Below are 22,201 nucleotides of genomic sequence, written 5' to 3' on the forward strand. Positions count from 1 at the left end.
CAGCATAATAGAGGGACAGTTTTTTATTTATTTCACTTGAATTGTAACCTTGTTACTTACTGTGTTATTTTCTTTAATTGTTAATTTGATTTTTCCAGACTCTTTAAATGAATATGGCGAGAGGTGATAAATCTCTTTTATACGATGTTTTTCTTTTAAATTATTTGTAGATATTGATACTATGTTTGGTTTCCATATTTCTTGTTTGCCTGAAGGATAATCTATTAATATTTCTGGATTTTTAAACTGCAGTGTTTCCCAAGAAGTGAAATAGAGTTCTACTTCTGCATCTTTTTTTGGTAATTCCGATGAGAAATAACCGAACTCGCCCACTTTACCGAAAACGGTGTAGTTTTGATTTTGTAATTTAATATCTAAATAGTTAGGTTGATATGTTGCGGCATGGTATATTCCGTAAGAAAGCGAGAGGGTAGCTGCGACTAAAATACTAATTGAAAATATCTTAAAGCTATTTCCTTTAAAGCTAGTCATCATGAATGAGTTTGGTGTGAATTTTTTAGCGAATAAAAAAATGAGTAATATGAGTAAGAGGGATAAGCCGATGAATATATACATAATAGGAAATTTACACCTCCGCAAATAATATATTAACTATATTTTACCATAAATGTATGGGGTAGGGTGTTATTTTAGAAGGGAAAAGTGAGGATGGAATCGAAAGTATAAGGTATATTATTACAGGCGGAGTGATGGAAATGAGTTAGATACACTACTTAGAGAAACTGGTTTTTCAAGTATAAATTGGAGACAGACAGCTCCATGTCATTGGGCGTTAGTTGCACATAAATAGGGAATAAAGAGATAATCATAGTATTTTGATCATCTCTTTATTTTTTCTAATCATGCAAAAGCAAGAAGGGTTCCTCTTAGTTCGTATTGAATTAAGAGGATAAGCTTCTCTTGAAATATTTGATTAATGGGACATTGAGGACTTTCCTAATTATAAATATGTTTTCTGCTATAATAAATGAGTAGAGAGAAAGGAGTGATCCTATGGTTATGGCATTTCCTATATTAGAAACAGAACGCTTGCGTTTAGTAGAAATAGAACAATCTTATTGTCAAAAAATATATGAAATCTTTTCATTGGATGAAGTAACATGTTATTATGGTATGAATTCTTTTACAGAGTTTGGACAAGCTTCTCGTATGATTGAGTCTTTTTCAAAAAATTACTTTGAGAAAAAAGCGATAAGATGGGGGATTGTGTTAAAAGAAACAAATACCTTAATAGGAACAATTGGACTAAATAATTTACAACTATGGAGTAAACGATCTGAGATTGGATATGACTTACACCCTCAATATTGGGGAAATGGTTATGCGTCAGAGGCAGCTAGAGAAATTATTCATTACGGATTTCGAGATTTGGGTTTATTTAGAATAGGAGCTATTACATATCCTGAAAATATAACTTCGTGTAATATGTTATCTAAAATAGGATTTCACAAGGAAGGATTGTTACGTGGGTATATTCATCAAGGAAATAGGCAACATGATGCATTAGTATATTCTGTTGTACGAACGGATTTAGAGGACATAAATTTATAATAAAAAACCCCTCTTATTAAAAGAGGGGTTAAGTAAAATTAACCTAACTTAGGTAATAAACGTTCTCCGCTTTTCATGCTACTTTTACATAAAGGGCATTTAGGCTCTTCTTCAAATGAAAAGTTCTTTCTCATCCATCCTAAACAATCCTCTGATTCACATTCCCAAACAGGGGTTTGTTCTGGTGGTACTTCTGCTACATCGTTCTTTCGATTGCGATACATGTAACCACTCCTTTTATGTAAAAATTTTAGTTATATATTAAAAAGGTTGTTAACCGAGCTGGTAACAACCTTTTTATTGTTTGAATTATAGCTTTACAACGTTTTTAGCTTGAGGTCCACGGTTACCGTCTTCAACTTCGAAGCTAACTTCTTGACCTTCGTCAAGAGACTTGAAGCCGTCGCCAGTGATAGCTGAGAAGTGAACGAATACGTCGTTACCGTCTGCAACTTCGATGAAACCGAAACCTTTTTCGCTGTTAAACCATTTTACTTTACCTGTTAATGTCATGGTAATGCCTCCTAAAATTTAAAAAGATTACAATATGATCGGCCTTATTTGAATGAAAATAAAATTTCACATATTATCAAAGACCCATAAGGAGGACGAAATGTCCCTGATTGATACTTGATAATATGCAAAGAAAATGCAGTGTTAAATTGACCTTAATTACTATCTTACAACAAATGGTGTGAAATAGCAAGTGCTGGTAATACCAGTAAGAAATAGGATGGGAAATTGGTAAAAGACACAAAGGCATCTCTTTTATTTATATATTATTCCTAATTTTGGTTTATGCTAAACTAAGAACATTTTTATTAAGAATTTGTATGAGGGAAACGATATATATTTAGGAATAAAAGTGATGTATTTGTTAAGGAGGAAAGAGTATTGCAACCTAATCAATTTAAAATAATTGAAGCAGCAAAAGAAGGAAGAAGAAAGGTTCATCCTGTATTCGCTGTTATACTTGCAATTGTATTTTTAACGTTAGGTGAATTATTTATGTTATTTATGCTGTTTTTACCGAAAGCAGAAACAACGTTTTCTAAGGCGATTTATAGTGATATTGAGATGATACTTACGTTTGGCGGGGCTATATTTTTTGTGTTTTTTTGGATTAGATTTGTAGAGAAAAGATCAATTTCATCAATTGGATTTTGGAGAAATCAGTGGATTGGAAAATATTTGAGAGGTGCATTAATAGGTTTTGTTTTTATTTCAATACCAGTAATGCTACTTCTATTAACGGGAATTGTACAACTACAAATGCAACAAATTACACCAACCGCTATACTTGGAATTGTGGGATCTTTAGTTGCTTTTTTAATACAAGGTGCGACAGAAGAGATTGTTGTTCGAGGGTGGTTATTCCCAGTTCTTTCTGTTAGAAGCCGTATATGGGTTGGGATTATTGTGACGTCTTTTTTATTTGGTTTTCTTCATTTACTTAATCCAGGTATTACAATTCTTTCGATATCGAATATAATATTAGTTGGTGTATTCGCAGCTTTTTACGTTTTAAAAGATAGTAGTCTTTGGGGGATATGCTCGTGGCATTCGCTGTGGAATTGGTCACAATATAATGTATACGGCTTTGCAGTTAGTGGCATGACAATATATTCAACGCCATTATTTAAACCTGTAACAAATGGAGCAGAAATCCTTCATGGAGGTTCATTCGGAATCGAGGGGAGTATCATTACAACAGTAATGCTCTCTATCGCTTCAATTGTTTTATGGAAACAGTTATGGGGGAGAAAAGCGAAACAACAAGATTTTAGTTAATGAAAGAGGGAGAAACTATGGGGATTATAGCGTTTGAGGGAGCAAGTGCTGTTGGTAAAAGTACAACGTGTCGTGAATTAGAAAAAAATTATGGTGCTTATATTATACCTGAAGTGAATTTTTTATTTGAAAGACCAAAAAATGAACATAGAACATGGTATTTTGAAAAACAAGTAGAGCGCTGGAAAATAGCAGTGCAGAAGTCAGAGCAATATGAATTAATAATACTTGATGGAGACATTTATCAGCCGCTTAGTTATAATTGGTGTTTCCATTTTGAAATATTTGATCAGCCATTATCTTTAATAGAAAACTTTTATAAAGAAAAGTTGGTTAATAGGGAAATTGGTTTTCCTGATCAATATTTTTATTTATACACGAATGATGAAGAACTTAGAAAACGGAAAGAATCTGACGAGACAAAAAGAAGAAGAAACTTCGAAAAACATTTACATATATCAAAATCATTTCAACGTTATTATGAAAATTTAAATACTGTTACAGATGGGTACTGCAAAATAATTGAAGCGAAAAGTGTAAAAACGAATGAACTAGAAATTGTAAAAAAATTAAACAGTTTAAATGTGTGTGAAGAGAGACGTTTTGATGTTTCAAGGTTAGATAATATTACGAAGTGGTTAAAAGAACATCGTGCGTAAAACAACGAGCGCCATATGAGGCACTCGTTGTTTTTTTTATGTATTATATATTGATTGTAAAATTTGTAAGTTTGCTTTTTCATTTTTCTTAATAGCATTTGTATATTTAGCTAGAAAGAGCTGAGAGGGATAAACCGGTAGTTCACCACAAATATCGATACCATACACATCTTTATTCCTAATAAGCGAATGAATACATTTTAATAGTGTAGAGAGTTTCATATGCCCTTGATCCCAATTCGTAATAGTTACTTTTGGATCTAAAACATCTTTAACAATGCTTACATATATAGTTTCTGTATGAATATGCGAAAGTATTGTATGTGCAGATATCTCGTTAGCTGTATCTATCGGGAAAACTTCTACGCATGAATAATCATTAGAATGTATTGTTAAAGAAGAAGGACCAATAATAATTACTTTCTTTAATTTCGGGTTATTTTGAAGAGCGAATGATACCCAAGACCCGCAAGAAATAAGAGTATGTTCATTTTCTTCCTTTAAGTTCATGTCAGTGTGATGATCAAATAAAATAAAATAAGGCTAAATGGTTCATCTATTTCTTTTAGTAGTAAATAAGATACATAATGATAATTTCCAGAACCGATAAAAGTGACTCCTTTTTGCTTTCTACGATATAACTCTCGTTTTATACGCATTAAAGAAGGAATCTCGCAATACAGATTTGAGTGCTCTAAATGGCTGAAATCAATATCTTCATGTGAATAAGAATGAAGTTTATTTTGTAATAAATACGTATCATCAAAGTTTAAAAAAGTTAAACCGCTATACAATAAACTCATATTTATTCATCTCCTTTATATTTAGGCTAGCATATATTTTTAAAAATTTAAAACGAAATGCTTTGAGATGGATTTGTATTTGAAAAAGATGGTGATTTTTGACAGAATAATCTTTTAATTTATAAAAGAAAGAAATATAATATAAGGAAATATATATGTGGTTCAGGAAATAGGAAATATGTAATAAATGAAAATGAGATATGAAATTGAATTGAGGAAAAAGTAGGTAAAGATTAACTACCTGCAGAAGATCTGTTGATTCAATCAATAATCAATATTTCGAGTTATTATTTGTGAAAGGAGAATAAAGGTAAGTATGAAAAAGATTATTATTTCAGATCTTGATGGGACTTTATTAAGAAGTGATAAAACAATTTCAGAGAAATCTATTAATATTTTAAGGGAATGTAAAAATAATGGAGATGAATTAATTTTTGCTACAGCAAGGCCGCCAAGAGCTATAAAACAGTATATTCCCAGCGTGTTAAAGAGTGAGATTATTATTTGTTATAACGGGGCTATAGTTCTTAAAGGTAATGATATTTTATATGAAATGAAGATTTCTAAAAATGACATTTTAGAAATCATAGAAATAGCAAAAAAGTACAATCTTCATCAGATTTGTCTTGAAATAGGTGATAAGTTGTATTCAAATTTTGATGTTACTGATTATTTTGGTAATGTACCATGTGAAATTATGGATATAAGAGATTTAGACTTTGAAAAAGCTTCTAAGGCAATTATTTGTACTAAAGGCTCAATAAATAAGGAATTCATTAAAGAATTGCCTGATGAATGCAAGGCAGTCATTACAGATGACGGAACATTGTGTCAAATTATGCATGCAGAAGTTTCAAAATGGAATAGTATTCAACATGTTCTACGGCACTTAAATCGAGACGTATCTGAAGTTATTGCCTTTGGAGATGACTACAATGATATGGAAATGATAGAGAAGTGTGGGATTGGTGTAGCAATGAGCAATGCTGTTGAGGAATTAAAGTCAGTGGCTAAATTTATTGCTAAAAGTAACGATGAGGATGGAGTTGCTACATTTCTAGAAAGTAAAAGTTATGTTTATGTTAATTAGTATGAAAAAATTGCAGTAAGCTTAAGTTGCGAAAAAAGAGATGCTACATCTGTTTTTGATAAATAGATATTATGAATGGGATATGCGGGAGGAAACAAGTAAGATGAAAACATTCTTTAAAATAATAGGAATTATAGCTAGTATGGCGGTAATCGGAGTAGGTTTAACATACGGTATGCTGTATTATTTAAATAATAGTAAACCAGCTGCGAAAAAGATATCACCAGCTGCTCCAGCAGTAGAAGTACTAGCTGATAGTAACGTAAAGGCAGAAGATGCAAAGCTTTTAGAAAATGGCAATCATTCCTTACCGAATAGTGGTTTTAATAAAAACTTTAAATGGACAGATGAGAACATACAGACAGCGTTACATGAAATGGCGCATCAAAAAACGAAAGCCGATCAAAAATGGGGCTATATTTTTATCACACAAGAACGTATTGAGAGTTTACTAGATATCATAAACAGTAATGATCTAAAACAGAAAAGTACATATGTGGATATTTTAGAACGATGGAAACAAGGTAAATACGAAAAGGTTGATGCGGATCACAATAAGATTTGGAAATTACAAAGTGGGAATTTAGGCGAAGGAAAAGGAGTAATGTCAGAAAAGGAGCAAAAAGAATTAATTAATCAAGTGTTTATACAAAAGGGTACATATTCAGGTAGTAAATTAATTGCAGGTGGGGGACAGCCTAATAAATAAGAGATATGCTGATTTTGAAGCACCTTTGTTGTCATAATTACAAAGGTGTTTTTGTTGACACAAGAAATAAATAGGAATATGATTCATATGTGAAATAAATTAGAGGGGCTTAAATATACATATGAATAATAGAGAGCTTTACGGTAATATTCGTGATGTTTATCATTTACTCCAAAAAAATCTAGATAAGGAAATTGAACAGTATGATATAAGTTACGTACAATTTGGAGTGATTCAAGTACTCGCAAAATCTGGGAAAGTATCTATGTCAAAGTTAATTGAAAACATGGGATGTGTTCCAAGTAATATGACAACAATGATTCAACGGATGAAGCGTGATGGTTACGTAATGACAGAGAAGAACCCGAATGACCAACGTGAAACGCTCGTTTATTTAACTAAAAAAGGTGAAGAAACGAGAAAGCAAGTAGATGTACAATATAGTCATTTTTTAAAAGAGAATTGTGGTTGTTTTACGAAGGAAGAAGAAGGGCAATTAGAGGCTTTATTATTAAAGTGGAAGAAGCATTTGAATTAAATATAGTAAAAATGTAACACTCTGTTACATTTTTATTTATATAAATACTTCATACATGAAATAAAACTAGTGCAGTAAAAATTGAAGAAGGGATAATAATAAATAATTATTTCATATATGAAATAAAGGGGAGTTATATATGGAGTTAAAGTCAATGATACGTATTTTAGCAATTGTAGCTTTTTTTGTTGGGTTAGATTCATTATTAGTAGCACCTTTATTACCAGTAATTACTGAAACGATCAGCATCCCTGATGGGAGTGGAGGGTTATTAATTACTATTTATGCACTTTGCTATGGAATAACTGCACCCGTATTTGGAACGATATCTGATAGAGTTGGAAGGAAACGTATGATCATAATAGGGTTTGCTATTTTCTCTATTTCTACATTTTGTACGGGATTAGCGAAGAATTTTGAAATACTTTTATTATTTCGCGGTCTAACAGGTTTATCTGGTGCGATGATTATGCCAAGTATTTTTGCATTAGTAGGAGATAAAGTTGCATATGAGTCAAGAGGAAAAGCGATGGGAACAATTATGGGAGCAATGGTAGGTTCGACAGTCATTGGAGTACCTATAGGTGCATTTTTATCTGAAGTAGGAAAGTGGCAGTGGACATTTTATAGTATAGGACTATTAACTTTATTTATTACATTACTAGTTAATCGCATGTTAAGAAATGAAAAACAGAGAAATGTTGTGCATGTTTCTATAGCGAAAACGTTAGGTGCACCATTTAAATTAGTTTTAGTAAATGTTTCAGTTTTATTTGCATTATTAGCAACGTTTCTATGGACAATTGGATTACACGGCATGTTTTCGTACATAGGTGTTTATTATGGGAATAATTTTGGACTTTCCGTTGGTGAAATAGGTATTGTAATCTTTCTGGCGGGAGTTGGTAGTGTAGCTGGTAATATTTCGGGTGGAAAGTTTGCTGATAAAATTGGAAAGAAGAATGTTATATTCATTGCCAGTATTGCAACCTCAATAAGTGTAATATTATTCTCGCTGTCCATAAAAAATCTAGTAATTGCAATTGCTTTACATATAATTTGGAGTTTATTTATTGGATTTGGCCAAGCATCATTAACGGCACTAATTTCAGAATTAAAACCAGATGTGCGGGGGACTGTGATGGCATTAAATAGCTCTGCCATGTATATTGGGATGACTATTGCTTCTGGCGTAGCGTCACTTACCGTAAGTAATGGCTTTCCATTTTCTTCTTTGGGAATAATGTGTGCAATTGCTAGTTTACTTGTCCTTCCGATTATATTTGTTCTAGTTAAAGAAAAAGCATCATCTAATAAAAAGAAGATGACTATATAAGTAGTATTAAAGAAAACGTGGGTTGATATTCTTCAAAGGATTTCAACTCATGTTTTCTTTAATATTATTTTTATACTTTTATCCTTTTCGGCAAGAAGACTCCATCTGATTTGTGTTACGGGTGAAGCCCATCAATTCAGGTGGAGATGAATTGCCGTCAGCAGGTAGACGAAACAATTTTGTTTCTTTTGTCTTACGATATAATCTACCCTAGATAAGGAGGGGATATATCGTAGGACAACGAAATTGAATAATGATAATCATTTGGCTACTTGAACCAAAAGGAATTACGATGAAGACCATGTTTACATTTTGTTCCGTTCTAAATATTGATTTGTCAAAAGTAATTAACAGTTACAAAAATATTTCTTTCCTAAGAAAAAACACGATCTTAGGAAAGAAATAATTGTAATGAACTCTCTGAGAAAGGTGGTGAAAACAATGGCTAGAAAGAAAGCAGTGAAAGTATTACGGAAACAAAAGAAAAAAGAAACCATGCAACGATTCACGCAGAAACAGAATATCGGACGAGCTTGTCTCACAGCTAAAGAATTTCGTTTACTTCAGCGCATGTCGCATAGTTCCAAAGCGTTGCGAAATGTTGGATTGTACACCATTAAACAAAGTTATTTGACCCATAATAAAATGGCTACTGTAAAAGAAGTGGACAATGCCATGCAGGCTGATACGAACTACTGGGGTGTTCAATCAAACTCTGTTCAAGCCATTCGTAGAGCCTTATTTACAGAAGTGAAAAGCTTTTTTAAAGCGTTGGAACAGTGGAAGAAACATCCTGAGAAGTTCACAGGTCGTCCGAAGTTTCCAAATTATTCTCGTTCCACTGACAAACGAATTATTGAAATCTATCAAGTGCCAAAAGTGGATGAGAACGGATATTGGATCATTCCGATGAATGTTGCATTCAGGAAAAAATTCGGTTCCATTCAAATACGTATGCCTAAAAATGTAAGAAATAAAAAAATCTCCTACATTGAGATTGTACCGAAGCAAAAAGGTCGGTTCTTTGAGGTGCATTACACATATGAAATGCACGTTTCTCAAATGAAGAAACCATCCACGACTACTAGTAACGCTTTGAGTTGCGATTTAGGTGTAGATAGATTAGTAAGTTGCGCAACGAATACAGGTGATGCCTTTTTAATTGATGGAAAAAAACTAAAATCAATTAACCAGTACTTCAACAAAATGATACGTAATCTAGGGCTGAAAAATATGGAAAACGGGCTTTCTAAACGAGTTGTAACCAATAAAATGGCTGCACTTTGGCATAAACGAGAACGAAAAATAAATGGTTATATTTCACAAACGATAGGCTTGTTGTTCAAAAAAGTGAAAGAATTCGATATAGATACGATTGTTGTAGGGTATAACACGGGTTGGAAACAAAAATCTGATATGGGGAAAAAGAGTAATCAAACATTTGTTCAAATCCCATTCCATAAACTGATTGCAGCAATTGAGAATAAATGTATAAAAGAGGGCATCCGCTTTTTAAAACAAGAAGAAAGCTATACTTCAAAAGCTAGTTTTCTGGATAAAGATCCGGTTCCAGTTTGGTCTAAGGACGATAGGACGCAGTATCGCTTTAGTGGCAAACGGATCACGCGTGGTCTGTATCAAAGTAAAGCAGGAACATGTATCCATGCGGATATGAATGGTGCGTTGAATACATTGGAAAAATCAAAAGTTGTAGAATTAGATGACAATCTCAAGGTAAAAACGCCGATTCTATTAGAAGTGCAAAAACGTAAGGCTGTTGCTTTGCGCATAGCTTAGTGGGTGCGTCAACCATCCATGTGTACTCGACTTGTCGGGGCTTGTAGCACACGCCGGATTCATCTGAGTGGTGGCTTCTTCCATAAGGAAGAATTGCTCTTTTTCGGAAGGGTGGTGCAAGTGGGAAAACAATCGTTCGTTGCCAGTACCAACCAAAAACATACTTGGGGTGTTACCATAAGGTGGCATGAATGCTAGAGCGTCAAACTGTCTAGCGATAGACCGAAAAGACCTAGTGTTCTAACTCAAGCCCCCACTGAAAGGCTTTATCTCAGTGGGGGTAGTTGACTATCATGATTTGTGAATGATTATATCATGTATTTCAATTTTCCAAATGATTAAATTCTTTATAAAATAAAATTATAGAAATATTTATTCATTTAATATTGGAGGAGAAAAAATGAGTGAAAAGGGCTATCATATAGCTGTAGTTGGGGCTACAGGAGCGGTTGGACAGAAAATCATTGAGCTGTTAGAAAAAGAAAGAAAGTTTAATATAGGTGAAGTTACGTTGCTTTCGTCAAAACGCTCTGCTGGTAAGGCGATACAATTTAAAGGGCGGGAGATAGTCGTAAAAGAAGCAAAAACAGATAGCTTTATAGGTGTAGATATTGCTTTTTTTAGTGCCGGGGGAGAGGTATCTAGACAATTTGTTAATCACGCAGTCTCAAGTGGTGCAATCGTAATTGATAACACGAGTGAGTACCGAATGGCGCACGATGTACCACTCGTTGTTCCAGAAGTAAATACGCACACTTTAAAGGAGCATAAAGGTATTATAGCGGTGCCGAATTGTTCAGCATTGCAGATGGTAACAGCGCTCCAACCACTTCGAAAAGTATTCGGCTTGGAACGAATTATCGTTTCCACATACCAAGCTGTATCAGGTTCTGGCATTCATGCGATTCATGAATTAAAAGAACAGGCTAAGTCTATGCTTGCAGGTGAGGAGATGGAGAGTACCATATTACCAGCGAAAAAAGATAAGAAACATTACCCAATTGCGTTTAATGTACTGCCTCAAGTAGATATATTCACAGATAATGATTTCACCTTTGAAGAAGTAAAGATGATTCAAGAGACGAAGAAAATTTTAGAAGACTCCAACCTAAAAATGGCAGCTACTTGTGTCCGGGTTCCAGTTGTATCAGGACATTCAGAATCGGTTTATATTGAACTTGAAAAAGAAGCAACTGTAGCGGAAATTAAAGAAGTATTGCAAAATGCACCAGGTGTTATTTTACAAGATAATCCTAGTGAACAGTTGTATCCAATGCCATTATATGCAGAAGGGAAAATAGAGACATTTGTCGGGAGAATTAGAAAAGATCTTGATACGCCAAACGGATTCCATCTTTGGATTGTTTCAGATAATTTATTAAAAGGTGCAGCTTGGAATTCAGTTCAAATCGCAGAAGCTTTGGTGGAAGAGGGAATCATTTAGTATTAAGGAAACTAGGGAACTGTTAAAGATTACAGTTTCCTAGTTTTTATTTTTATAATTGTTTACTTTATCCCAGCCGCATTTGATTTGAAAGACAGTAAAAAACATCAAGAATTTATAAAGTTTATTTGGTACGATATGGATGAATTCAATAAGGGAGAATTAGATGTATCAAGTAAAGGGGTATTTTTCATCACTCAAAGGAAGTCATTATGAAATCGGTAAGCGACAAGGGGGATTTGTAAAACAACATCCTTATCTCATTCCGCAATTTATACAGAAAGAAAATTTAATATTGCATCACCATTGGACAGAATCTAGGAATATATTACATAAATATTGTCCAGGAATTAATGAAGAGATTGAAGGATTTTGTGAAGTATTAAAAATTCCATCTGAAAATATGATGTATTATTATCAAACACTATTAAAAGCAGGTTGTAGCCATTGTGCCGTTTTACCTAAAAAGACAGATTTAAAGCATACTTATGTATTAAGAAACTATGATTTGTCACCAGTAATAGATGATATGCGCTTTTGTTCGACTCATGTTGAAGGTGCATATGCACATAGTGGCTTTTCTACTCAATATTTCGGCCGAACGGAAGGGGTTAATGAGCATGGATTAGCTGTTACATTTTCAGCATGTGGTCAACCAGTAGGAAATATTGAAGGTCTACGAAAGCCAGTAGTAAGTGGTTTACAATGTTTTGCGGTCATTAGAGTATTATTGGAGAAATGCAAAAATGTGCAGGAGGCTAAGTCACTAATAGAAGAAATGCCGATTGCTAGTAATATTAATCTAATAGTAGCCGATCCTTTAGATGCAGTACGTATTGAAATATTTGATGGATATAAATCAATAATCACAATTGTTGAGGAAAGCCAAGATTTTATCGTATCAACAAACCATGCAATCAGTTTACCTATTCAAAAATTGAATAGTAGAAGATTAGAACAATCTACAAACCGATATCACACATTGTATGAACATTTAAACCGAAATGAACAAGTGAGTATAGAGTCTTTAAAAGGATTAGTAGAAAGAGAGTATCCTACTGGGCTGACAGTACATAATTATGAAGAATGGTTTGGGACTTTACATTCCGTATTATTTGATTTGCATGAATGCACAATGAATATTTGTTTCGGGTCTCCACTTTTAAATGACTGGTACTCGTTGGAGGTTGGAGGGAGTCTTCCTTTTTCTGAGGTGAATGTGAACTTTGAAAATAAAACTTATACTGATTTTTGGAGAGAAGAGAATAATAAATTGATTCCAAAAGGATAAATGGGATAATATGGTAGAGTTAGAGAGGGGGATTTATACTGGAGGGATTACCGATACTAAAAATTTTGTTAACGATTGTTTTTATTATTTTTTTAGCCGTTTCCATGTATATTGCGTATCAAAAAAGAAAAAAAGCAGAAATAAAAGGATTGAAGAGTGCATTAACTTTAATTTGTTTCTTTACACTAGCAATCTTAAATTTACTTGCATATTGGTTAAACTTTGGTGGGGTTTTTATTTGGTTAATTTCAATTGTTTTATTGCTAGTAGCGGTATATTTTACGAAGTATATTCCGATATCTAAAAAGGTACATTGAAATCTTAAAATATATAATGTTTTACTTTGCTTTGAAAAGAGATTATTCTACTAAATCGTTGTGAAACGGTTCAATAGGATAATCTCTTTTGTTCGTTTAGCTTTGTAAAAATTGTACAAGTAACGCAGACAAGACAACCTTGTTTTAAATTAGCTAAGAAATACAATACTCCAAAGTTACCATTATATTCTCAAGAAACAGGATATACAGGGTTTTATTTTCGCGTATTAAAAGATAGATAGGTATCACCTGTTGATACATTAAAGTTACTGAAGTCGGTCGAATCCGAAAGGTGTAACATTAGCATTTGCTAATCGTATATGCATAAAGAAAAACAAAATATGGAAGGGTTAAAAAGAATCTTAGAAGTACATGCGCTTTCTACTAGTTGGCAAAATACATTTGAAAAGCGAAGGAAAGGCTAGAAGGAAAAAATAAAAAAATTTTATTTATAAATGGTGCATTTCTATTAGTAAAAACGAATTAGAAAGCACTATTTTTATATAATAAACTTATTAATATTCAAAAATCTTAATATTGTTTTATTCGGCTTATTTTGGAATAGTCCAAACATAAAATTAATTAGACTCTTTTTTTATATTTTATGATAGTATATTGATTGGTAAGACCTATTACTTTAAGAGCAGGTTCTACAACTATATCTAATTTGATGGAATTAACGTATGGAGGGACAACATGGGGAATGTTGAAAATTTTGAAAAACTTCTTTTAGAAGAACCGAAAAGAGAGCAGTTATTTCCTTTATTTGAAGAAGTGTTTGGAATTACAATTCAAACATTGAATGATTTTTCAGAGAGTGGTTATTGGGATGATACATACAAAGCTTTATCATTTTTATATGAAAATAAAGCGATTGCAAATGTTGCGGCATTCTCGCTGCCATTGCTAGTAAATGGTGAAAGAATAAATGCAGCGGGCATTCAATCGGTAATGACACACCCTAATTTTCGTGGACAAGGACTCATGACACAATTAATGAGTAAAATGATAGAAGAAATCGATAAGACATGTGAATGTACATTATTGTTTACGGAAAAACCTGAACTATATACATCATTTGGTTTTAAAGTTGTGCAGGAATATTTGATGACTATTCAATATGATAAAAAGAATAATAATGAATCCTCACTTAGAGAGCTAGATTATTATATGGAAGAGGATAGAAAGTTAATACATGAAACTATAGATAGTAGTCAAAGACTTTCAAATAATTTTTCAACATTAAACTTCCGTCCTTCGTTTTATTTGAATATGTATGATTCCGAATGGAATGAAAAATTGTATTATTCAGAGAAACTAGATGCTCTAATTGTGTATGAAGCAAATAATGAAAAGTTGAAATTATATGGAGTGTTTGCACCAGTAATTCCAGTTTTAGATGAAATATGTGGGGAAATTGCTGAAAGATTTACAGAAATTCAATTTTACTTCTCTCCAGATCAATTAGGGGTTGAGGATGTACAGTTTACAGAATTACAACCAAGTAAGTATTTAATGGTTCGAAGTAATAGAGAGTTGGATTTGAAAGGTTATAAATTCCCAGTATTAATAGAATTTTAAATGTGCATATAGATGCTTTATTATGGAGGAACTATGAAAATATCACATATACCAGAACATATCGAGCAACTTACTATAATGAATGTACCTGAATATTATAAGCTTAATAACAATCATGCGCTTATTGTCCGCTCGAAAGCCGAAACTGATTTTTGGCTTAAAACACATTATGGATTCGAAGTAATGAATGGTCATGTATTTTATACTGAGACGATGACAGACTTTCAAGCTGAAGTTCAATTGCGTATGAATCCAAATTCAAAATTCGATCAAGCTGGTCTTTTTGTTATGATTTCAGAAAAGTGTTGGTTGAAAACTTCATTAGAATATATTCCAGATGGTCCATCTCATTTAGGAGCTGTTGTAACGAATAATGGATATTCCGATTGGTCCACACAAGACTTTCCAACAGAATTAGCTAACGAGCAACTTCGTTTTCGAATTGTTCGAAAACGTGGTGATTATACAATATATGTGAAGAAGATCCACCAATGGGAACAAATAAGAATCGCTCATTTGATGGAGGATATAGGGAATGAGCCTGTTAAAATAGGTTTTTACACGTGTAGTCCTTCTAAAAATAATGGATTTGAGACTGAGTTTCTAGATTTTACAACTGAAAAAATATAGATGAAAAACCGTATTCTTTTCATTAAGAATGCGGTTTTTATATTTATATAATACAAAGCACATTTATTGACCGAAAAGTCATTAATGCTTATCATTTAATAATGTTAAATATTAATTTACATAATATAATAAAAGTAATGAAGAAATTACAAACTATAGCGCTTAAATAAGGAGGGATAAAGATTATTCAGTGGTAATTTCATGGGAAAAGGAGATTATGTATGAAATCATTTCGTAAGCTATTACAGTATTTAAAACCATACATGTTCTTCGCTATTATTGGACCGCTATTTATGGTACTTGAGGTTGCGATGGACTTAATTCAACCGACTATTATGCAACATATTATTGATGTTGGGATTGCAAATCGGGATTTAAATTATGTAATAAAAATGGGGCTTCTTATGATAGGAGCAGCGGCGCTCGGTTTAGTTGGAGGACTTGGGTGTATGATGTATTCTACAAAAGCAGCTGTTAATTTTGCAACAGACATACGAAAAGATGTTTTTGCGAAAATAGAAACTTTTTCTAGCAATAATCGTGATTCATTTGGAACAGGAAAATTATTAACGATTGTGACAAATGATATTACTTCAATTCAATCGGCGATGACGATGACATTACGTGTTCTTGTTCGTGGCCCGTTGTTATTTATAGGAAGTATAATTATCGTTTTTGTAACAGCTCGAGAGTTATTTCCTATATTACTTGTAGTCGTTCCGATTTTATTACTGGCGATTATATTAATTGCAAGTAAAGCAAGCGGAACGTTTAAAAAAGTACAAGAAGCATTAGATAAAGTGAATACAAAGTTACAAGAAAACTTATCTGGTGTCCGTGTTATAAAAGCGTATGTAAGACAAAAATATGAAATTGGTCAGTTTGGAAATGTTAATACAAATTTAACGAAGATAAATATTCGAGCTGTACAGCTTATTTCCATAATGATGCCAATCATTATGCTAGTTGTAAGTGGTGGGATTGTTGCGACATTATGGATTGGTGGAGAAAAAGTATTTAATGGAACTCTCCAAGTGGGAGCGATTTTGGCATTTATTAACTACTTGAATATTATTTTAATGTCACTTATGTCTATTAGTATGGTATTTATTCAAATTGCTCGAGCTTTTCCATCTGCAGACCGTGTACAGCAAGTTTTAAATACGGAAGTTGATATTATGAGTGATACAAAAGCATTTGTTCCTGTGGAAATCGAGGGGAATGTTGACTTTAAAAATGTTAGTTATAGTTACACGAAAAATAATGAATATGTTTTAAAAGATATTTCATTTAGTATACGAACAGGGGAAAAAGTAGGGATTATTGGATCAACAGGTAGTGGGAAATCTACTTTAGCTAAACTATTACCACGTCTTTATGATGTTGATCATGGTGAAATATGTATAGATGGAATAAATGTTAAATCATACGATTTACAAAAATTGCGTGCTTCAATTGGTTTTGTACCCCAAAAGGCATTGTTATTTTCAGGCAGTATAGAAGGGAATTTACGTTATGGTAAAGAAGATGCCACATATGATGAACTGGAAATAGCAGCTTCATCAGCTTGTGCGACGGAGTTTATCAACAAGCTGGAAGAATCTTATCAATATAATTTAACACAAGGTGCGACAAATTTATCAGGTGGACAAAAACAACGCGTATCTATTGCAAGAGCACTTGTAAGAAAACCATCGATTCTTATATTAGATGATTCTACATCAGCGGTTGATGCTAGGTCAGAATCCAAAATTCAATCAGCATTAAGAACAGAATATAAAGGAACTACGACATTATTAATTGCTTCTAAAATCTCATCTATAATAGATGCTGATAAAATTCTCGTACTAGATAATGGTGAATTAGTTGGTGATGGTACCCATGAACAACTGTTAGAACAATGTGAAGTATATCAGGAAATCTATCTTTCCCAAGGTGGCAACTTAGATAAAGAAGGTGGGAAAGAACATGCGTAATTTTCAAGGGCAATTTGCAAATAAAGGTGGACGTAACGCACCGAAGATGGGAAAAGCGAAAAATACTAAAGGAACAGTAATGCGGGTATGGAACTATATGGGGTATCAAAAGGCAGCGCTTATGTTCGTTATATTTCTAGTAGTTGTTACGACGCTACTTGGGTTATTAGGTCCTTATTTTATGGGTGTAATTATAGATCAATATATTGTACCGAAAGATTTAAGTGGTACAGCAAGAATGTGTATGCTACTTATAGCAATTTACGGTATAACGGTGTTTTTAACATGGTTACAAACATACGTCATGATTAACGTTGCACTAAAAACTATTCAAAAAATACGTCAAGATATTTTTGAGAAGATCCAAACGCTTTCTTTACGGTTCTTTGATGTACGTTCTCAAGGTGATTTAATGAGCCGTGTGACAAATGATATAGACAATTTGAATCAAGCGTTGACACAAAGCGTTGTGCAAATTATTTCATCAGCGTTAACTTTTATTGGTGTGACGATTGCGATGTTTGCATTAGATTGGATTTTAGCAATTGTAACTTTAATTACAGTACCTATTATGTTTATTGTTACAAAAAAACTAGTCGCCTATAGTGGTAAAAATTTTGCGAAGCGTCAAAAAGATTTAGGGGAATTAAATGGATTTATTGAGGAATCTATAACAGGTGCGGATGTTACAACGTTATATGGGAAAGAAAAAGAAACCGTACAAAATTTCAATAAAATTAATGAACAGCTAAGAATTTCAGCTACGAAGGCGGATACATTTTCAGCCTTTATTTTTCCGAGTATGAACTTTATTAATAATTTAGGAATGGGGCTTGTAATTGGAACTGGGTCAGTTATGGTTTTAAACGGAATGACAACAGTAGGTGTCATTGCGGCTTTTATTAATTATTCGCGTCAATTCTCAAGACCATTAAGTCAATTTGCAACTTTAATGAATACAATTCAAGCAGCAGTTGCTGGTGGGGAACGTGTTTTTGAAATTATGGATGAAGTACCAGAAATTCAAAATAAAAAAGATGCATTTGTTGTACAAAATTTACAGGGGCATGTCGAACTTGAGAATGTTTCATTTGGGTATGAGGAAAATAAAATGATTTTAAAAGAAGTGAGCCTTCAAGCGCGGCCAGGGGAGACAATCGCTTTAGTAGGTCCGACTGGATCGGGAAAAACAACAATCATTAATTTGTTAACTCGTTTTTATGATATACAGCAAGGTCAAATTCAAATTGATGGAAAAGATATAAAGGATTATGACATTAATTCTTTACGAAGTAAAATAGGAGTAGTTTTACAGGATACGTATTTATTTGCTGGATCGATTATGGATAATATCCGTTATGGCCGATTAAATGCTAGTGATGAAGAAGTAATCAATGCAGCGAAAGCAGCATCAGCACATTCTTTTATTAAACATTTACCGAATCAATATGAAACAGAAATTGCCTCAGAAGGATCGAATTTAAGTCAAGGACAGAAACAACTTCTTGCGATTGCACGTGCAATTTTAGCGGATGCAGATATTTTAATTCTTGATGAAGCGACATCAAATATTGATACGAGAACAGAATTACAAATTCAAGCAGGGCTAAACAATTTAATGAGTGGTCGAACAAGTTTTGTAATCGCTCATCGACTCAAAACAATTGAAAAGGCAGATCAAATCCTTGTAATAAAAGATGGAAGTATTTTAGAGCGAGGAGATCATGAATCTCTTATGGAGGATCGAGGGTTTTATTTCGATTTATATATAAGTCAGTTTAAAATTTAATGAAAAATTCATATGGTGCGGTTTCTCTGGAAAGGAGAAATCGCATTTTTAATATTTTTGCACATTCATTATATGTAACGTAGCTCAGTTCAAATGAATGAATTTTGTATGAAAATAGAAATGTAACAAAATGGAGTTTTTTAAATTACGAAGAGGAATTAACAATGAAAGAATTGGATGTAAATAATGAGTCGGATTTAAGGAAGTAGTATTTTGTTTGTGTTATCAAATCATTATTTGACATGGCATATACACAAAGAAGAGCCTGATATGGCTCTCAGGCTCTTCCCTCAATAGCAAAGAGTAAGTCTTTTAATTACCCTTCTGCTACATAATACACAAAATATATGTGGATGTATAGAACAGGAAATTCCAATATAATTATTCGAATATAATGTTTAAAAATAAAATTAGTAAAATAAAATATGGGGTTAAATTGTAAATGTTGATTTACCGCATGATAAGAATGAGTTTTTATTAATTGAAAGTTAATAAAGTAATATTGAGATAATAAAATATGAAATATTGCATATTTTATTACAGAACGCGAAGGAATGAATTGAAAAGGCTGTATTCTATTATTTAAGGAGAAACAATGAGTGGGGGAGGAATAAAACTTTCACTCATTAACGTTTCATTTTTAAAATTGCAACGATAATTAGAAAATAGATATCCATCTCTATACATGTTACGTAAATAGAAACGAAATAGAAATTAAGTCATAAATGGAAGAAATAATTTACGTGGTATTGTAACAATTTCAAGAGCTATTTTGGTTGAATAAAGAAGAATATGCGTTAACTCTAAAGCTTGTGTTAATAGTAATATGAAGCTGGTCAGAATTACAAAACTTCCCCAAAAGAAACTTTTTGAAGTGTTACGGAAATCTTTTATTAAAGAAAAGAAAGAAAAAATGTTATAACAATGAGAATGAAAAATTTATATTTAACAGCCATTATAATCCTCATAAAGAACAGTACCTTATTATAATAAGGAAATTTACAAATGAGTATTGTGAAAAGGTGATAAGTGGCAGGATAAATCGAAAAATAAGTACAAAAGAGGTTAGTAAACTATGGACTTTTTCAAAATAAAAACCACAACTTAAAATAGCAGTTGTGGTTTTTATTTTGGGGGTTCTTTGTTTTAGAGGATAGATAATTTAGAATTAAAAAATTTTCAAACTGATTAGCGCCCTATTTATTGTTTGTTGTAACTATATTGAATATTTGGTCGGACAATAAGACGAGCTTTGAATATAGTAATAAAAAAGGGGATGTAGAACAATGGCTAGATATAGTTTACATGGAGGCCACAATAGTATAGTACAGGGTGCAAATTATGGGAATCGGAAAGAGCACATTATGGATCGACAAGTTAAGGATGCAGTTGTAAATAAATTAAGAGCATTGGGACATACAGTTTATGATGATACTGATGAGGTAGGAACAACACAAGCACAAAATTTAAGTAACATTGTAGCAAAAACGAACTCGCACGATGTAGATTTAGTCATTTCATTTCACTTAAACTCGTATGATACGAATGCTAATGGTGTTGAAGTGCTTTATTATGACCAGCAGGCGTTAGCAGCAAAAGTAGCGGCGCAACTTTCAAAAGATATTGGTTGGTCAAACCGTGGTGCGAAGGAACGAAAAGATCTTTATGTGTTAGCGAATACGAAAGCACCTGCAATCTTAATTGAACTTGGATTTATAGATAATGAAGCAGATATGGCAAAATGGAATCCAGATAAGATTGCAAATTCAATTGTATACGCATTAACTGGACAATCAGGTGGAGCAACTCCACCATCAAAAAAAAATATCATCCAATCAGGAGCTTTTTCACCATATGAAACGCCTGATGTTATGGGGGCATTAACGTCCTTAAAAATGACAGCTAATTTCATCTTACAATCTGATGGTTTAACGTATTTTATTTCTGAACCAACTTCAGATGCCCAACTTAGTGGAATGACGGACTACCTTGATCGTAAAGGTTGGTGGTATGAAGTTAAATAAAAAGATTTTGGTTTAGTGGCAGAGTTAAATATCGATAGATCGAAAAAGAGGACTACTTGTTTTTAGTAATCCTCTTTTTCTAATTTTATCCCGCTATTTGCTGGGCAGTAAGATGCCTATCTTAAAATTAGGTGAATGCAAAGGAGTTAGGTTAAGTGGTAGACTGCCCGTAAGTGGAAAATACATTGAGAATCTCAACTTTATTGGTGAAAAATATCTTTAATAAGAAAAGAAATATAGCATTTGAATTTAATTTACTACAATTGAAAATGCACTGAAAACTAATAAAATAGCCATAATGATGTTAAATAATCGATTATGTTTTAATAATATTTTTTGAAACATTGAACCGAATAGGCTCCAACTAAACGTACTCATTAAACCGACTAAACCTAGAAATAAAGAAAAGAAAACGTAGCTTAAATAAGATTGGTAATAAGGGAGTATAAAAGTCGATACTACAGTCAGTCCGAATAATATCCCTTTAGGATTAACAAATTGAAGGGAAACCCCCACTGTAAATAAGTTTGTATTATTTTTTTCAGTGGGCTCTGTATTGCCTTTACTAGTAAGTATTTTAAAAGCTAAATATAGCATGTACGCTACACCTAAAATTTTTAAAGGCAATTCGATTATGGGTAGTATATTAATGAGTACAACATTAAAGAAACTGCATAAGAAAGTGAGGATGAAAAAACCGAGAGCTACGCCAATGCAAAATTGTATGCTCCTCTTTAAACCATGTTGATTGGCATATGTCATAGCTAAAAAATTGTTAGGACCGGGTGTGAAGCTACTTATAAAAACAAATAATAAAAAAGAAAATATAGGCATTTCAAAACCCTCCTGATAAA

Annotated in this window: 20 protein-coding genes and 4 pseudogenes; 18 read left to right on the plus strand and 6 right to left on the minus strand. The window is 32.7% G+C overall.

Features of this window, described 5'->3' with window-relative positions; genetic code table 11:
* Positions 1-27: 27 nt before the first annotated feature.
* A complete protein-coding gene (locus DN410_RS26515; RefSeq protein ID WP_149178694.1) occupies positions 28-576 on the minus strand; it encodes a hypothetical protein in 549 nt (182 codons plus the stop codon).
* 444 nt (positions 577-1,020) lie between these two features.
* Between DN410_RS26515 and DN410_RS26525 the strand changes: the two genes are divergently transcribed.
* Positions 1,021-1,572, plus strand: a complete 552-nt coding sequence (locus tag DN410_RS26525; RefSeq protein ID WP_149178714.1) for a GNAT family N-acetyltransferase — start codon at positions 1,021-1,023, stop codon at positions 1,570-1,572.
* Between the two features lie 38 nt (positions 1,573-1,610).
* Here the strand turns inward: DN410_RS26525 and DN410_RS26530 are convergent, their stop codons facing one another.
* Together DN410_RS26530 and cspD are read right to left on the minus strand one after the other, a co-directional pair.
* The gene (locus DN410_RS26530) at positions 1,611-1,796 is read right to left on the minus strand and encodes a cold-shock protein (RefSeq protein WP_000286203.1); all 186 of its coding nucleotides are present in this window, start codon (positions 1,794-1,796) and stop codon (positions 1,611-1,613) included.
* A gap of 85 nt (positions 1,797-1,881) precedes the next feature.
* Positions 1,882-2,085 carry a cold-shock protein CspD gene (gene cspD / locus DN410_RS26535; RefSeq protein WP_000176365.1) on the minus strand — a complete coding sequence of 68 codons (204 nt, stop codon included), beginning with the start codon at positions 2,083-2,085 and terminating at the stop codon, positions 1,882-1,884.
* A 381-nt stretch (positions 2,086-2,466) separates the two neighbouring features.
* Between cspD and DN410_RS26540 the strand changes: the two genes are divergently transcribed.
* Together DN410_RS26540 and DN410_RS26545 are read left to right on the plus strand one after the other, a co-directional pair.
* Positions 2,467-3,363, plus strand: coding sequence for a CPBP family intramembrane glutamic endopeptidase (locus DN410_RS26540; protein ID WP_149178695.1), 897 nt, complete (start codon positions 2,467-2,469; stop codon positions 3,361-3,363).
* Positions 3,363-4,022 (plus strand): DEAD/DEAH box helicase family protein, encoded by a 660-nt coding sequence (locus tag DN410_RS26545; protein WP_116758437.1) that lies wholly within the window; start codon positions 3,363-3,365, stop codon positions 4,020-4,022. Before DN410_RS26540 ends, DN410_RS26545 begins: the two co-directional genes overlap by 1 nt.
* A gap of 36 nt (positions 4,023-4,058) precedes the next feature.
* On the opposite strand, the pseudogene DN410_RS26550 reads toward DN410_RS26545, so the two are convergent.
* Positions 4,059-4,825, minus strand: a pseudogene (locus DN410_RS26550) (arginase family protein).
* A 316-nt stretch (positions 4,826-5,141) separates the two neighbouring features.
* On the opposite strand from DN410_RS26550, the gene DN410_RS26555 reads away from it, so the two are divergent.
* The 14 genes and pseudogenes from DN410_RS26555 to DN410_RS26625 all read left to right on the plus strand — a co-directional run bounded on the left by DN410_RS26555 (position 5,142) and on the right by DN410_RS26625 (position 19,323).
* Entirely contained in the window at positions 5,142-5,915 is a 774-nt protein-coding gene (locus tag DN410_RS26555; RefSeq protein ID WP_149178696.1) for an HAD family hydrolase, read from the plus strand.
* Between the two features lie 103 nt (positions 5,916-6,018).
* A complete protein-coding gene (locus DN410_RS26560) occupies positions 6,019-6,624 on the plus strand; it encodes a PRK06770 family protein (protein WP_149178697.1) in 606 nt (201 codons plus the stop codon).
* A gap of 121 nt (positions 6,625-6,745) precedes the next feature.
* Positions 6,746-7,162, plus strand: a complete 417-nt coding sequence (locus DN410_RS26565; protein WP_149178698.1) for a MarR family winged helix-turn-helix transcriptional regulator — start codon at positions 6,746-6,748, stop codon at positions 7,160-7,162.
* A gap of 139 nt (positions 7,163-7,301) precedes the next feature.
* Entirely contained in the window at positions 7,302-8,498 is a 1,197-nt protein-coding gene (locus tag DN410_RS26570; RefSeq protein WP_149178699.1) for an MFS transporter, read from the plus strand.
* A 285-nt stretch (positions 8,499-8,783) separates the two neighbouring features.
* Positions 8,784-8,903: pseudogene (locus tag DN410_RS28940) on the plus strand (IS200/IS605 family transposase); the annotation flags it as partial.
* A 36-nt stretch (positions 8,904-8,939) separates the two neighbouring features.
* Positions 8,940-10,295: an RNA-guided endonuclease TnpB family protein gene (locus DN410_RS26580; protein ID WP_149178715.1), complete on the plus strand. Its 1,356-nt coding sequence runs from the start codon at positions 8,940-8,942 to the stop codon at positions 10,293-10,295.
* A 400-nt stretch (positions 10,296-10,695) separates the two neighbouring features.
* A complete protein-coding gene (locus tag DN410_RS26590) occupies positions 10,696-11,739 on the plus strand; it encodes an aspartate-semialdehyde dehydrogenase (RefSeq protein WP_149178700.1) in 1,044 nt (347 codons plus the stop codon).
* A 166-nt stretch (positions 11,740-11,905) separates the two neighbouring features.
* Positions 11,906-13,030, plus strand: a complete 1,125-nt coding sequence (locus DN410_RS26595) for a C45 family autoproteolytic acyltransferase/hydrolase (RefSeq protein WP_149178701.1) — start codon at positions 11,906-11,908, stop codon at positions 13,028-13,030.
* 53 nt (positions 13,031-13,083) lie between these two features.
* Positions 13,084-13,347 (plus strand): hypothetical protein, encoded by a 264-nt coding sequence (locus tag DN410_RS26600; protein ID WP_149178716.1) that lies wholly within the window; start codon positions 13,084-13,086, stop codon positions 13,345-13,347.
* 110 nt (positions 13,348-13,457) lie between these two features.
* Positions 13,458-13,772 (plus strand): annotated as a pseudogene (locus DN410_RS26605) (3-alpha domain-containing protein); the annotation flags it as partial.
* A gap of 271 nt (positions 13,773-14,043) precedes the next feature.
* Positions 14,044-14,928: a GNAT family N-acetyltransferase gene (locus DN410_RS26610; protein WP_149178702.1), complete on the plus strand. Its 885-nt coding sequence runs from the start codon at positions 14,044-14,046 to the stop codon at positions 14,926-14,928.
* 33 nt (positions 14,929-14,961) lie between these two features.
* A complete protein-coding gene (locus DN410_RS26615; protein ID WP_149178703.1) occupies positions 14,962-15,558 on the plus strand; it encodes a DUF1349 domain-containing protein in 597 nt (198 codons plus the stop codon).
* A 221-nt stretch (positions 15,559-15,779) separates the two neighbouring features.
* Complete coding sequence (locus DN410_RS26620; RefSeq protein WP_149178704.1) at positions 15,780-17,534, plus strand: ABC transporter ATP-binding protein; 1,755 nt, start codon at positions 15,780-15,782, stop codon at positions 17,532-17,534.
* Positions 17,527-19,323, plus strand: coding sequence for an ABC transporter ATP-binding protein (locus tag DN410_RS26625; RefSeq protein WP_149178705.1), 1,797 nt, complete (start codon positions 17,527-17,529; stop codon positions 19,321-19,323). Before DN410_RS26620 ends, DN410_RS26625 begins: the two co-directional genes overlap by 8 nt.
* 714 nt (positions 19,324-20,037) lie before the next feature.
* Here DN410_RS26625 and DN410_RS26630 read toward each other — a convergent pair.
* Positions 20,038-20,279, minus strand: a pseudogene (locus DN410_RS26630) (hypothetical protein).
* A gap of 330 nt (positions 20,280-20,609) precedes the next feature.
* On the opposite strand from DN410_RS26630, the gene DN410_RS26640 reads away from it, so the two are divergent.
* Positions 20,610-21,347 carry an N-acetylmuramoyl-L-alanine amidase gene (locus DN410_RS26640; RefSeq protein ID WP_149178706.1) on the plus strand — a complete coding sequence of 246 codons (738 nt, stop codon included), beginning with the start codon at positions 20,610-20,612 and terminating at the stop codon, positions 21,345-21,347.
* 249 nt (positions 21,348-21,596) lie between these two features.
* Here the strand turns inward: DN410_RS26640 and DN410_RS26645 are convergent, their stop codons facing one another.
* Positions 21,597-22,181 carry a LysE family transporter gene (locus tag DN410_RS26645; RefSeq protein WP_149178707.1) on the minus strand — a complete coding sequence of 195 codons (585 nt, stop codon included), beginning with the start codon at positions 22,179-22,181 and terminating at the stop codon, positions 21,597-21,599.
* Positions 22,182-22,201: the final 20 nt, after the last annotated feature.

Origin of the sequence: Bacillus sp. SH5-2, assembly GCF_008368905.1 — a bacterium.
GTDB classification, from domain to species: domain Bacteria; phylum Bacillota; class Bacilli; order Bacillales; family Bacillaceae_G; genus Bacillus_A; species Bacillus_A luti.